Annotated in this window: 14 protein-coding genes; 6 read left to right on the top strand and 8 right to left on the bottom strand. The window is 30.8% G+C overall.

All coding sequences use genetic code 11. The annotated features are described in order from the left end of the window. Window positions 1-45 precede the first annotated feature (45 nt). Window positions 46-480, top strand: coding sequence for a hypothetical protein (locus tag JI750_RS04865; protein ID WP_201999201.1), 435 nt, complete (start codon window positions 46-48; stop codon window positions 478-480). 43 nt (window positions 481-523) lie between these two features. Here the strand turns inward: JI750_RS04865 and JI750_RS04870 are convergent, their stop codons facing one another. Both JI750_RS04870 and JI750_RS04875 read right to left on the bottom strand, forming a co-directional pair. Next, a complete protein-coding gene (locus tag JI750_RS04870) occupies window positions 524-1534 on the bottom strand; it encodes a glycosyltransferase family 9 protein (protein ID WP_201999202.1) in 1011 nt (336 codons plus the stop codon). 40 nt (window positions 1535-1574) lie between these two features. Further along, window positions 1575-2180, bottom strand: a complete 606-nt coding sequence (locus JI750_RS04875) for a DUF4254 domain-containing protein (protein ID WP_201999203.1) — start codon at window positions 2178-2180, stop codon at window positions 1575-1577. A gap of 109 nt (window positions 2181-2289) precedes the next feature. Between JI750_RS04875 and upp the strand changes: the two genes are divergently transcribed. Then, window positions 2290-2943: a uracil phosphoribosyltransferase gene (gene upp, locus JI750_RS04880; RefSeq protein WP_201999204.1), complete on the top strand. Its 654-nt coding sequence runs from the start codon at window positions 2290-2292 to the stop codon at window positions 2941-2943. Here upp and JI750_RS04885 read toward each other — a convergent pair. Further along, the gene (locus tag JI750_RS04885; protein WP_201999205.1) at window positions 2938-3867 is read right to left on the bottom strand and encodes a DUF6427 family protein; all 930 of its coding nucleotides are present in this window, start codon (window positions 3865-3867) and stop codon (window positions 2938-2940) included. The two genes, upp and JI750_RS04885, sit on opposite strands and share 6 nt — an antisense overlap. A 141-nt stretch (window positions 3868-4008) precedes the next feature. Here JI750_RS04885 and JI750_RS04890 point away from each other — a divergent pair, with 141 nt between their 5' ends. Beyond that, entirely contained in the window at window positions 4009-4239 is a 231-nt protein-coding gene (locus tag JI750_RS04890) for a DUF6341 family protein (protein WP_041519835.1), read from the top strand. A gap of 43 nt (window positions 4240-4282) precedes the next feature. Here the strand turns inward: JI750_RS04890 and purD are convergent, their stop codons facing one another. Further along, on the bottom strand, window positions 4283-5557 hold the full coding sequence (gene purD / locus JI750_RS04895) for a phosphoribosylamine--glycine ligase (protein ID WP_201999206.1): 1275 nt from the start codon (window positions 5555-5557) through the stop codon (window positions 4283-4285). A gap of 134 nt (window positions 5558-5691) precedes the next feature. Between purD and JI750_RS04900 the strand changes: the two genes are divergently transcribed. Together JI750_RS04900 and JI750_RS04905 are read left to right on the top strand one after the other, a co-directional pair. After that, entirely contained in the window at window positions 5692-7002 is a 1311-nt protein-coding gene (locus tag JI750_RS04900) for a phenylacetate--CoA ligase family protein (RefSeq protein ID WP_201999207.1), read from the top strand. Window positions 7003-7046: 44 nt separating this feature from the next. Continuing rightward, the gene (locus tag JI750_RS04905) at window positions 7047-7574 is read left to right on the top strand and encodes an ORF6N domain-containing protein (RefSeq protein ID WP_201999208.1); all 528 of its coding nucleotides are present in this window, start codon (window positions 7047-7049) and stop codon (window positions 7572-7574) included. 37 nt (window positions 7575-7611) lie between these two features. Here the strand turns inward: JI750_RS04905 and JI750_RS04910 are convergent, their stop codons facing one another. Next, a complete protein-coding gene (locus JI750_RS04910; protein WP_201999209.1) occupies window positions 7612-8379 on the bottom strand; it encodes a glycosyltransferase family 2 protein in 768 nt (255 codons plus the stop codon). Window positions 8380-8409: 30 nt separating this feature from the next. Beyond that, window positions 8410-9393, bottom strand: coding sequence for a UDP-glucuronic acid decarboxylase family protein (locus JI750_RS04915; protein ID WP_177211503.1), 984 nt, complete (start codon window positions 9391-9393; stop codon window positions 8410-8412). 135 nt (window positions 9394-9528) lie between these two features. On the opposite strand from JI750_RS04915, the gene JI750_RS04920 reads away from it, so the two are divergent. Then, a complete protein-coding gene (locus tag JI750_RS04920) occupies window positions 9529-10605 on the top strand; it encodes a glycosyltransferase (protein WP_201999210.1) in 1077 nt (358 codons plus the stop codon). Here the strand turns inward: JI750_RS04920 and JI750_RS04925 are convergent. Continuing rightward, window positions 10582-11709, bottom strand: coding sequence for an O-antigen ligase family protein (locus tag JI750_RS04925; RefSeq protein WP_236672972.1), 1128 nt, complete (start codon window positions 11707-11709; stop codon window positions 10582-10584). The genes JI750_RS04920 and JI750_RS04925 overlap by 24 nt on opposite strands. Before the next feature lie 142 nt (window positions 11710-11851). Further along, the gene (locus tag JI750_RS04930) at window positions 11852-12913 is read right to left on the bottom strand and encodes a hypothetical protein (protein WP_201999212.1); all 1062 of its coding nucleotides are present in this window, start codon (window positions 12911-12913) and stop codon (window positions 11852-11854) included. Window positions 12914-12922 lie beyond the last annotated feature (9 nt).

Here is a 12922-nt window from a genome sequence, read left to right on the forward strand (position 1 = left end):
TGCAGAGCTAAATCAAATTTGTCAAACATTTAAACATTAAATATCATGACAGCTCACGTACAACACTTTCATCTATATCTATTTATTATGTTGGTTGTAACTGCTTCGCTTTGCGTTCTGGCAGTTATTATAAAAATGAAAAACAGAAAAGGTCCTAAGTTGCTTGAAAGAGAAAAATACAATTCAACTTTGACTGAAAAAATGGTAGAAATTAAAAAGACCGATTCGAATGTTTTTAATATCTGGCCTTATGTAAGCAGGCTTAAATCGGCTAAAATTTTATCTAAAAAAATTAAAGATCATGACTTAATTTATAAAATATACAGAGATTCATCTGATAAATTCGAGCATATTCTGTTGTCAACCGAAGACAAAAATAACTTTGTCACCATTATAGTAAACAAAAAAAGAAAAAAAACAATCGGATATTCTTTCCTTGATTCTAATGAAAGATACGATCTAAACAAAAATATTGCTTAAAGATTAAAAAAAACTTCTCCATAAAAAGAGAAGTTTTTTTATTTTATAAAAGTTGCTCTACAACTTTGTCAACAACCTGTTGTGGTAAAATTGTCCTCATAGCATCTTCATAACCTTCAACAATTTTATTTCCATAAACTGATGTTGGCAATTTTGGATATTGATTTCGGTCTGAAGTCAGTGCGTTTTCTAAACTTTGATTAAAAGGCAAAAATCCTGCATAAGGATGCGTAGCGCCCCAAAGTGTAACGACTTTTACACCAAGCATTGCTGCAATATGCGCATTTCCAGAATCCATAGAAAGCATCACATCAAGATTGCTTATCAATTGTAATTCTTGCTGAAATTTAATTTTCCCAGCCATATTAATTACATTTTCAAATGGTTGTGCAAGAGAATCTAAAATTTCGATTTCTTTTTTTCCTCCACCAAAAAGTAAAATTTTATATGATGAATTTTTAGCCAATTTTGCAATTACTTGTTTCATTAAATCCAAAGGATAAACTTTAGAATCATATTGGGCAAAAGGTGCGATTCCTATTAATTTCGAATTTTCCCTTCCTATAATTTCTATAATATCAGAACTTAAGGTTGCCTTTTCAGGAAATTTCGGATTTGATAAATTTAATAGAAAACCAAGTTCTTCAAACACTTTAGCATGTCTTTCGAACATAGTTGGTAATTGTTTGAAAATCTTGTTTTCTTCACGCGTTAATTCTTTTTTACCTTCACGGCCTTTATCAACAGTTGCTCTTTTTTTTCCGCTTAACGCGAAAAGCAAACTCACAACCTTAGATCTCAAAACATTATGAAGATCTGCAAAAGCATCAATTTTCAATTTTTTTACATCCGAATACAACTTTAAAAGTCCTAGAAATCCCTTGTGTCTTTCCTTTTCATCAAAAGCAAAAAATTCAAGATTCGGAATTCCCTCAAAAAAAGGTTTGAAAAATGGACGCGAAATAACTGTTAATTTTACCTCTGGATACTGTTTTACAAAAGCTCGTAAAACAGGAACCGTCATGGCGACATCTCCCATTGCGGATAGTCTCATGACGGCTATATGCTTAATTTTGCTAGACAAGTCTGCCAAATTATTTTTTATTTTGATATAAAACTGGATTCAAATCATCGTCGTTGTACATTTTCATTTGTTTGTACACCTTCATGAATTTATCTCCGTTTTCGATATCTGTCAACAATTCTTCAATTGCTGTAGATAAATCTGTTCTTTGTTCTAAAAGAATATTTAATTTTTCCTGACATTTATCTCTGTGCTCTTGAGAAGCTTCTGCACGATTAGCTTCTTCATGCATATGATAAATTTTTAAAGCCAAAATCGACAATCTATCAAAAGCCCAAGCTGGACTCTCAGAATTGATTTTCGCTCCATCTTTTACCTTTACATCACTATATTTCTGTAAAAAGTAACTATCTATGTATTCCACCATATCAGTACGTTCCTGATTTGATGCATCAATTCTTCTTTTTAATGTTAGAGCTGCTACAGGATCAATCTGCGGATCGCGAATAATATCTTCAAAATGCCATTGAACAGTATCAATCCAATTTTTTAGATATAACAAATGTTCGAATTTATCTTTTGGATATGGATTGTTTATTGGCTGGTCAACATTATCAAATTGGTGATAATCTTTGATGCTTTGTTCGAAAACTGAATATGCTAATTTTGAAAACATGTTTTTATTTTTTTATAAAACAAAGATACTTTTTATACTTTTATACTTTGAAAAAAAAGGTTAATTTTTCAACTATTCATAAAAAACAATCGCTCTTATAAAAAATATTATGAAAATCCATTATATCTCTGAGAACAACAGTGTATTAAATCATTTTTTAGGCCAGCTCCGAAATGTAAATGTTCAAAACGACAGTATGCGTTTTCGTAGAAATATTGAGCGTATTGGAGAAATTATGGCTTATGAACTGAGCAAAATTTTGCCGTATAAAAAAGTTGATATTCAAACACCTCTTGGAATTAAGAAAACTACAGAAATTGATGCAGATTTAGTTTTATGCCCTATTTTACGGGCTGGATTACCTCTTCATAATGGTTTTTTAAATTATTTTGATCATGCTGAAAACAGCTTTGTTTCTGCCTGCAGATTTCACCCAAATAATGACGATGAATTTGAAATAAGAGTTGAATATCAAGCCATTTCAGATCTAAATAATAAAACTGTTCTGCTTCTTGACCCAATGCTCGCTACAGGACAATCGATTGTTGCTGTTCATAAAAAACTAATAGAGAATGCTGCTCCAACAGAAATACATATTGTTGTAGTTATTGCTGCTCCAGAAGGAATAGCCTTTCTTGAAGAAAATCTTCCTGAAAACTGTCATTTATGGGTAGCATCTCTAGACGAAAAACTAAATGAGAAAAACTACATTGTTCCAGGTCTTGGCGACGCTGGTGATCTTGCTTACGGAAGCAAATTATAACTGAGAGAAAAAAGTAAATAAACTACACACAATCAGAGTATAATAAACAATTTCATTATTCAGTTTCTGCTGCATGTATTCTACGTGGCTAGTTGCCATAATGCTTAATGGTGCAATACTAAACAATAATAAATCATTGCTTTTATTTGGCGAAATGATGTAAACAAATGCCGCTATAAAAAAGCAAGCTACTATTTTCTTATATGAAGAATGGACAATTTGAGGTCTGTTTGACAATGTCATTAACATCGAAGTAACAAAAAACAGAGCTACAGCAGTGTATATTGAAAGTGCCGCATTTTCGTAATTATTCTTAAAATAATCAATTCTAAAATCAATTACCGCTCTTTCTTGAATGAAAGTTATAGCATCAAAATTTAAAATTAAAGATGTCATATAGAATAAAATTGTTACTGCCAAAAGTGCTATAAAAGGCAAAACCCAGTTCCTATAATCTCTTGAAACGTGAAAAATAATTGAGATGTAAACCAATATTAAGAAAAGGATGCTCCAAAATTGAAATAAAGAAGCTACAAAAATCCAAAACGCAGCATCAAATATTTTTTCTTTTGATGCTTTTAGGGATTGTAACGAAATTAATCTTCGAAGTGCCAATAAAATGAAAAAATTGGCATAGATAACATTTGAGTTATTAAATATGGTTGGGAAAAATAATATAAACAACAAATAAAAAAGTATCGCGTAACCATTGTCTTTACTGAGTCCGTTCTTTTTTACAATGAAATTAATCATGAAAAAAGAAGCCAAAATAAAGCACAACAAACTCACTTTTTGAAAAGCCAAAAAATAAGAAGTAACCCAAGATGGGTCTTTAATTTGGAACATAAAAAAGAAAACCAGTATTAAAATTACAACCAATGAATAATTTAATGGCGTAGATTTTTTAAAAACACTTGTTATCATAAGGATATTTTATACTTTTGTGATTGTAAAGATAATACTTGTTTAAAAGGAAAAACCTAACAAGTTGAAAAAAGATTTGGTTTACCGAATTTTATCTTCAAGGCATTACACAACAATAAATAACATATAATTTTTAAAATTATGACAGCTTTTTTTGAAGGAATTCAATACCTATTCGTTAACATTTTGTTTGCTCCTCTTGACTTTTTACGTCATTTAGAATTAATTACATGGTTTGGTGCAAACACTATTAACTGGATTTTTATGATCATCTGTGCATGCGCAATCGTTTATTGGATTAAACAATTACGTATTTTTGATGACGCTGGAACAGAAAACCAAGATACAACGGCTCATTCATTTTTAAAATAAAAAACCAAACCCTTTAATTAAAAAGGGCTTGTGAATTTTATTTTTAGATTAAATCGAAACCGATATCTTTTCTAAAATACATCTTATCAAAGCTTAGTTTATCTATGTTTTGGTAAGATTTTTTTATGGCCTCTTGGAAATTATCTCCGTAAGATGTTATTGCAATTACACGACCTCCATTAGTAACGACATTTTCGCCATCTAATTTTGTTCCTGCGTGAAAAACTATTGAATCTGTCACATTTTCTAAACCAGAAATTACTTTTCCTTTTTCGAAATCCTCAGGATATCCGCCAGAAACAACCATTACAGTTGTTGCACTTCTTGGATCAACTTCTAAATTAAAGTCTCCTAATTTTTGATCTGCAACTGATAAAAACAATTCAACTAAATCAGATTTTAATCTTGGAACTACAACTTCAGTTTCAGGGTCACCCATTCTTACATTGTATTCAATAACGATTGGTTCTCCTTTTACATTGATTAAACCAATGAATACAAAACCTTTATATTCGATTCCGTCTTTCTGGAAACCTTCAATTGTTGGTTTTACGATGCGCGTTTCAATTTTTTCCATCAAAACAGCATCTACGTAAGGAACTGGAGAAACTGCTCCCATTCCGCCTGTATTTAAACCTGTATCACCTTCTCCAATTCGTTTGTAATCTTTTGCTGTTGGAAGAATTTTATAGCTTTTTCCATCTGTTAAAACGAAACAGCTTAATTCGATTCCGTCCAAAAATTCTTCGATAACCACTTTAGAACTTGCCGCTCCAAATTTCTCGTGAACCAACATGTTTCTAAGTTCAGTTTTTGCTTCTTCAAGATCCTGAATAATCAAAACGCCTTTTCCTGCTGCTAAACCGTCTGCTTTTAAAACGTATGGTGGCTGTAAAGTTTCTAAAAACTCGCATCCTTTTTCAACCGTTTCAGCAGTAAAACTATCATAAGCTGCAGTTGGAATATTATGTTTCATCAAGAATTCTTTTGCAAATTCTTTACTTCCTTCCAATTGTGCACCCAATTTTGATGGACCGATAACTGGAATATTTTTCAAACTTTCGTCGTTTTTAAAATAATCATAAATACCTTTCACCAATGGATCTTCTGGTCCTACGACTACTAAACTTATATTTTCTTTAAGCACTAATGCTTTTACTGCTTCAAAATCTGTCGCAGATATGGCAACGTTTTCAGCGATTGCAGCAGTTCCTGCATTTCCAGGCACTACAAAAAGTTTTTCGCAAAGCGGACTCTGTGTCATTTTCCATGCAAATGCATGTTCTCTTCCGCCTGATCCCAATAGTAAAATTGTCATGGTGTTGTTATATTTAGTTGTGGTGCAAAAATAATTGCTTTTGAACGTAAAAAATAATTAAATCTTAAAAACTTCGTGATTCTTGGTTGTTAGTAATTGCTAAATATTATTTTTGACGAAAATTATCCCGAAAAATGATTCGTCTTTTTGATCTTTCGCTAAAGCTAAATGGTTTTCCAATAAAGAAAGCTAAAGCTGAATTGGATAAAATTGCTCATTTTTCTGAAGAAGAATTTGCTTCGTTTCTTGAAAACAAAAAAGCAGAAATCGTTGATTTTCATTTAAAAAACAACTCATTTTACAAAGAATTAGCAGGAAATGCAACCGCACAAAATTGGAAAAATCTTCCTATTTTAAATAAACAGAATTTACAAAAACCGCTGGAAGAAAGGCTTTCAAAAGGTTATTCAAAAAAAAATATTTACCTCAACAAAACGTCTGGATCTAGCGGAACTCCTTTTATTTTTGCTAAAGACAAATATTCTCACGCTTTAACTTGGGCTTCCAATATTATGCGTTTCGGTTGGTTTGGGATTGATTTTAATCATTCGTATCAAGCTCGTTTTTACGGAATTCCGATGGATTTTATTGGATACCAAAAAGAACGTTTCAAAGATTTTTTAACGCATCGTTTTCGTTTTCCTGTTTTTGATTTATCGGATGATGTTTTAAAGAAATTTCTAGAAAAATTCAGAACTAAAAAATTCGATTATATCAACGGTTATACGAGTTCGATCGTTTTATTTGCCAAGTTTTTAGAACAGAAAAATATCATTTTAAAAGAAATTTGTCCGACTTTAAAAGCTTGTTTTGTTACATCAGAGATGCTTTTTGAAACGGATAAAAAACTCTTAGAAAAACAATTTGGAATTCCAATCATCAGCGAATATGGCGCTTCTGAACTAGATTTAATTGCTTTTGAAAATCCTCAAGGAGAGTGGCAGGTAAATGCAGAAACTCTTTTTGTAGAAATTTTAGATGAAAACAACAATCCTGTTCCACATGGAACAGAAGGAAAAATCGTGATTACTTCGTTATTCAACAAAGCAAATCCTTTCATTCGATATGAAATTGGCGACATTGGAATTCTGGACGAAAAAAGTACGCCACAAAAACCAATTCTAAAAAAATTAACTGGAAGAACCAACGACGTTGCAATTCTCCCAAGTGGAAAAAAATCGCCTGGTTTGACGTTTTATTATGTAACGAAAAGCATCATTGAAGATGACGGAAACGTAAAAGAATTTATCATCAAACAAACTAAAACAGACACTTTTGAAATCGAATATGTTGCTGATGCAGCATTAGTTTCAGAACAAATTCAAAAAATAAAAGAAGCAATTGATTTGTATTTAGAACCCAATCTAAATTTCACTTTTACTCGAAAAACAGTTTTAGAAAGAACCAATCGCGGGAAACTAAAACAATTTAAATCTTATTTATAAAATATAAATAAAATCTTACGTTTGCTTTTTTTAACTAAAAACTTATGGAAGATCACTCTTTACTTTCTGAAGAAACAATTTCTAATAAAATATATTTTATCCGTGGTCAAAAGGTGATGCTTGATCGTGATTTGGCTTTGCTTTATGGAGTAGAGACAAAGCGATTAAAAGAACAAGTAAAAAGGAATTTAAACCGTTTCCCGAAAGACTTTATGTTTGAACTTACCAAGACAGAATTTCAAAATTGGAGGTCGCAATTTGCGACCTCCAATTCAGAAAAGATGAGTTTACGATATGCACCAATGGCTTTTACTGAATATGGTGTTATGATGCTTTCAAGCATTTTAAAAAGCGACAAAGCCATTCAAACTAATATTCAAATTGTGAGAATTTTCACGAAAGTGAGACAAATGCTTTTGGATACAACGGAAATTAAAATTGATATTCTACAGATTCAAAAGAAGTTAGAGAATCATGATAAAAATATCGAGTTAGTTTTTTCTTATTTAGATGAATTAACTGAGAAAAAAGAAAATGAATCTGAAAGAGTAAAGATTGGTTATAAAAAATAATTCTCTAAGGTCACAAATTGTGATCTTAAAAAATTCTTTAAACTTTCTTTATACACTTTGGTTTGATTATCAACTGAGTAAACAAAAACCGAACCATCAATAAAATTGAAAAAACAAGATTATATCCATGAAATTCCCTGTAAACTCCAAAATTGTGTTTGATCAATTTGAATTTTGAAGAAGAAACAGAATCTTTTCTAATCCTGTAAAAAGCTAAAGATTCTGGAACTGGTTTTGCTGTTTTAATTTGTTTTAAAATTGTAAGCCATATTCTCCAATCTTGTCTTTTTTGCGACGTCTCCAAGATAATTTTCCCAAAATAATCTGCGTCATAAATGGCTGTCAAATTGCCAACATAATTGCAGAAAAACAATTGTTTATAAGTTAACGGATTTGGTGATTCAACTCTTCTATTCAAATCATTTCCTTCCTCATCAATAGAATCGTAAAAGCTAAAAGTAAAGTGTAAATTATTTGCTTTTAAAAACTGAATTTGCTTTTCTAATTTCTCAGGAAACCATAAATCATCAGCGTCTAAATAGGCAATATATTTTCCTGTCGCTTTTTCTAAAGCGGCGTTTCTGGCAAAACCATTTCCGCGATTTTCAGATAATTTAAAAAGCTTTATTCGGCTGTCTTTCTTAACAAATTCTTCAATTATAGCAACCGTATTATCTGTAGAAGCGTCATCAACCAAAATCATTTCCCAATTTGTATAGGTTTGATTTTGGGCTGATTCTATTGTTAATCTAATGAACTTTTCAGTATTAAATGTTGGTGTTAAAATAGATACTAAATCGTTCATTAGAATTTATTTTCTTAAAAAGTGGAATTTCTATTTAATATAGCTTGAAAAGTCTTTGTGTTCTTCTTTCGCAAGTTCTTCAGGAGATAAAGATTTGAAATACTCATAAGTAATTTTCATTCCTTCTGCTCTATTTACTTTTGCTTCCCATCCCAGCAATTCTTTTGCTTTTGTAGTATCTGGCTGACGCTGCAATGGATCGTTTATTGGCAAAGGATGATAAACCACTTTCTGGTTTGTTCCCGTCAGTTTTATGATTTCTTCTGCGAAATCTTTAATCGTGATTTCGTCTGGATTTCCAATATTTACTGGGTAAACATAATCTGAATGCAATAATCGATAAATCCCTTCAACTTGATCGTCTACATAACAGAAAGAACGAGTCTGCATTCCGTCTCCAAAAATTGTTAAATCTTCTCCACGAAGTGCCTGACCAATAAAAGCTGGAATTACACGTCCGTCGTTTAATCGCATTCTTGGCCCGTAAGTATTAAAAATACGCACGATTCTAGTCTCTACGCCATGAAACGTATGATATGCCATCGTGATAGATTCCTGAAAACGTTTAGCTTCATCATAAACACCTCGAGGACCAATTGTATTTACGTTTCCGTAGTATTCTTCCGTTTGTGGATGTACCAAAGGATCTCCGTAAACTTCTGAAGTCGATGCAATCAAAATTCTCGCTTTTTTAACTCTCGCCAATCCTAATAAATTATGCGTACCTAAAGATCCTACTTTTAAAGTCTGGATCGGAATTTTTAAGTAATCAATCGGACTTGCTGGCGAAGCAAAATGCAATATATAATCTAAATCGCCTGGAACATGAACAAACTTCGTTATATCATGATGATAAAACTCGAAGTTTTCAAGTTTGAATAAATGTTCAATATTCTTAAGATCTCCCGTAATCAAATTATCCATTCCAATTACAAAGTAACCTTCTTTGATAAATCTGTCACATAAATGTGATCCTAAAAATCCTGCAGCTCCAGTGATAAGTATTCTTTTCATGATAAATTTTAAAGATGCACAAATATCTGCCTTTTAAATTAGATATAAAACCATCCAATAAAAGAAGTTTTGATATTTCAGGTTAACAGTTCATATCAATTTATCTATTTTTACCAAGAATTAAAATCCATTGTATTGAAAGTTGTACATATCATAGAGGCCCTCGGTGGAGGCGTTTATACTTATTTTAATGATTTATCGACCTTCTTTGGAGATCATGATAGAGTAAAAAATATTGAGACTACAATAATTTACAGCGCAAACCGAAAAGAAATAAACAGAGAAAAAATTAAATCTGAATTTTCGAGTAACATAAATTTAATAGAGATTAATATGTTACGAAATTTTTCTCCTATTCAAGATTTAAAATCTGTAATTCAGTTAACTAAAGAGCTGAAAAAAATAAATCCAGATGTTATTCATCTACATTCATCAAAAGCAGGTGTTTTAGGCAGAATAGCTTCTTTCTTTCTGTTTAAGAAAAAGAAGCTTTATTATTCTCCACACGGCTATTCTTTTCTTAGAACGGATATTTCAAAAACTATTCAAAAAATATATTGGTTGATAGAAAAAAGCACTCAAGCGATATTTGGAGGTATAACTATTGCCTGTGGCGATACTGAGTTTGAAATTGCTAAAAAAATGGGTAATTCAAAATTGGTTCGAAATGGTGTTAATATCAATAGTTTACAACAAAATTTTATCGAAAATAAAAATGATAAGCTTACTATTGGAATTATGGCTAGAATTACCGCGGCAAGAGATCCTTCTCTATTTAATAAAATTGCCTTAAGGTTTCCTGAATATAATTTTGTATGGATTGGTGATGGTGAATTAAAACCTTTAATTACTGCCTCAAATATTAAAATTACTGGGTGGATTTTGAATCGAGAAACTGTTTTAAAGGAATTAAATAAAGTTGATGTGTATATGCAGATATCTTTATGGGAAGGTTTACCAATAGCAGTTCTAGAGGCAATGGCATTAAAAAAACCTATTGTTGCTACTAATGTTATTGGAAATAAAGATGCCGTTCTAAATAATGAAACAGGTTTTTTATTTAACGATATAGAAGAATTAAATGAGTTTTTTAAAATTTTAGGCAATAGTAAAACAAGAGCAATTTTTGGAGAAAAAGCTTTTGAAAGATGTCAAGATTTATTTGATGTAAACAAAAATTTTAAAGATTTAATTGCGATTTACAATCAATAATTTTTTCTGAATCCAATAACTTCCAAATACGGAAAGCCAAAATCCGCTGAAAGCAATTCCGTCAAAGCGAAGTAGAAAGTCATCTACTAAATTTGAAGTTAAAAAAATTAAAAAAAACGAAAATATCAAAGCATTCTTTAAATCGTAACCCAAATAACCTATCGTAAAGATGTAAAGTACAACTACTAGCGGTCCGAGAATACCAAATTTTAATAAAAAATCAAGAAACTGATTATGAGTTGGAAACTCATATTTAGCCAAAAATTGCTGGTTTGTTTCCTTATAATACTTATTCAATTCTGGCTTTCCATCTGATGCACCAACTCCGAAAGGAAGATTTTTAAGTGATAATTCCCAAGCCGACTTCCATATTGAAACTCTAGTAACCAGCGAATTGAAAACTTTAATCTCAGGATGGTCAATTTCATCTAGTTTTCCCACTTTATCCATATGAGCAAAAGTTACTGTTGAATATTTTTCTTTCATATAAGGATCCTTTTGAACAAATAAAAAGAGAATTCCAAAGAGTAAAACCAAAAGCGGTATTGCAATAATAACGAGTCTTTTAATATTAAACTTTGCTTTAATTTCTAAAAACAAAACAATTAAAAACCCTGCAAAAATGTTTCCTAAAGCCATTCTGGTATTAACAAAAAGCACGAAGAAAAAGGAAAGAAGAAATATAATAATCCAGAATGTTTTGGTTTTTAATTTTTTTTGCTGGCGAAAAGTATTAAAAACAAAATAAAAGGCACAAACGCAAACAAAGGCTAAATGCATATTTAATGCTGGCGCATGAATTCCTATACTGTCTGCAAATTGATATCCCATTTCCCATAAATGAATTCCGTTTAGATACTTCTGCATTAACTCAGGGTAAAAGAGATTGAATCTAACGAAGAATAAAAGCAGAATCAAAGTTGTCGCAATAGTATATGTTTTCGTAAGTTTCAAAAAGTCTACATATTGAAAATTTCCAATAATAAATAATGGGAAAACGATTAACGACATGCTTTTTTCAATAGCTTTTAATCCTTTTGTAAATGAATCGTTATTCCAAAACATTAGCAATTCAAGTAAAAACGGCGAAGCTATACAAGCCATTAAAATAAATGATGTTTTCGAGTATTTCAGTTTTTTTAAAAAAAACAAATTAAATGCAGCAAATACTATTATCAGAAATGAGCAGGGTTTTCTGAAAATCATTGCGATAGCAATCAAACACAAAAAAACATGAAAGATTTTACTAAAGTTTTTTTCTGAAATGTTCATAGTATAATGCAAAATATATTAATGGAAAAATACCTGTTTTATGCTTAACCGCAGAACCTAAATCTGGTTCAAAAATACCCTGAATTATAAAAAAAGAAAGTAAAATAAAGAGCGCAAAAAGTTCATATTTATAATTTTCTCTGTCTTTTAAACATTTTGAAAAACGAACTAATAAAATATAGGATAATAATAACTGCCAAATAACAAAAACAAGAATTTGTGGCGAGAGTAAATGCTTTAATCCGTTTATGGGAATATTTACCGTAAAAAATCCGTAAAAAACAGAAATGACTTCTCCATACCATGTATCAGGTTTTACAGGCGGAACGATCATCGAATTTGCATCTGCAGATCCCATTCTCGCGTTATTAACAACCTCACGGCTTATTTCTGAAAAATATTCTCCTTTTATAATTCCGTAGCTCAAGGATAGAAAAAAGGCAATCAATAAACCATAAAAAATGGTTGTCAAAACTCTATTCTTAAAATTAACAAAGCTTATTAAGTACATTCCGTACGTTATTATCGGAATTAAGGCAAAATAAGGACGATAAAAAGCACCAAAAACGATTAATAAAAGAAAAGATATAAATATCGTTTTTTTGAAAGAAAATTGCTTGTTTACACACATAAAAGCAATTGGTGTAATAAACAAAAAAGTAATAAATTCTTTTGATGGCATGGATATAAAAATAGCCATCATAAAAATTCCTAGATAAACTAAAATGTTCTTGACATTTATTTTTTCAAAGTCATTTGGAATTCCTATTTTATACAAAATAAACATTAATACAGGAAATTGTAAAAGCGCAATTACTGGAAATGGTAAATGCCTAAGCCCCGTAATCTTATAAAATAAAATGGTAAGCGGATAACTGCCAAAATAACCTATTTCGTTTCCTTTATCAAAGGCAATAATAGCCGCATCATAAAAGAATCTTGGAGGCAAAACAAAAAAAGCAGCAAAAGCAACAGCTAAGTTTAGCAGTGCAATAAGCAGGAAAGCAGCTTCGCTTTTTTTGATTACAGTTTTCATTAGTATATT

The sequence above is a fragment of the Flavobacterium tagetis genome, from assembly GCF_016735615.1.
In the GTDB taxonomy this organism is placed as follows: Bacteria; Bacteroidota; Bacteroidia; order Flavobacteriales; family Flavobacteriaceae; genus Flavobacterium; species Flavobacterium tagetis.

Bases quoted from the DNA above. Each gene is read 5' to 3' on its own strand.
- JI750_RS04865 (WP_201999201.1), top strand. From the start codon at position 46: ATGACAGCTCACGTACAACACTTTCATCTATATCTATTTATTATGTTG.
- JI750_RS04870 (WP_201999202.1), bottom strand. From the start codon at position 1,534: ATGAGACTATCCGCAATGGGAGATGTCGCCATGACGGTTCCTGTTTTA.
- JI750_RS04875 (WP_201999203.1), bottom strand. From the start codon at position 2,180: ATGTTTTCAAAATTAGCATATTCAGTTTTCGAACAAAGCATCAAAGAT.
- upp (WP_201999204.1), top strand. From the start codon at position 2,290: ATGAAAATCCATTATATCTCTGAGAACAACAGTGTATTAAATCATTTT.
- JI750_RS04885 (WP_201999205.1), bottom strand. From the start codon at position 3,867: ATGATAACAAGTGTTTTTAAAAAATCTACGCCATTAAATTATTCATTG.
- JI750_RS04890 (WP_041519835.1), top strand. From the start codon at position 4,009: ATGACAGCTTTTTTTGAAGGAATTCAATACCTATTCGTTAACATTTTG.
- purD (WP_201999206.1), bottom strand. From the start codon at position 5,557: ATGACAATTTTACTATTGGGATCAGGCGGAAGAGAACATGCATTTGCA.
- JI750_RS04900 (WP_201999207.1), top strand. From the start codon at position 5,692: ATGATTCGTCTTTTTGATCTTTCGCTAAAGCTAAATGGTTTTCCAATA.
- JI750_RS04905 (WP_201999208.1), top strand. From the start codon at position 7,047: ATGGAAGATCACTCTTTACTTTCTGAAGAAACAATTTCTAATAAAATA.
- JI750_RS04910 (WP_201999209.1), bottom strand. From the start codon at position 8,379: ATGAACGATTTAGTATCTATTTTAACACCAACATTTAATACTGAAAAG.
- JI750_RS04915 (WP_177211503.1), bottom strand. From the start codon at position 9,393: ATGAAAAGAATACTTATCACTGGAGCTGCAGGATTTTTAGGATCACAT.
- JI750_RS04925 (WP_236672972.1), bottom strand. From the start codon at position 11,709: ATGGCTTGTATAGCTTCGCCGTTTTTACTTGAATTGCTAATGTTTTGG.
- JI750_RS04930 (WP_201999212.1), bottom strand. From the start codon at position 12,913: ATGAAAACTGTAATCAAAAAAAGCGAAGCTGCTTTCCTGCTTATTGCA.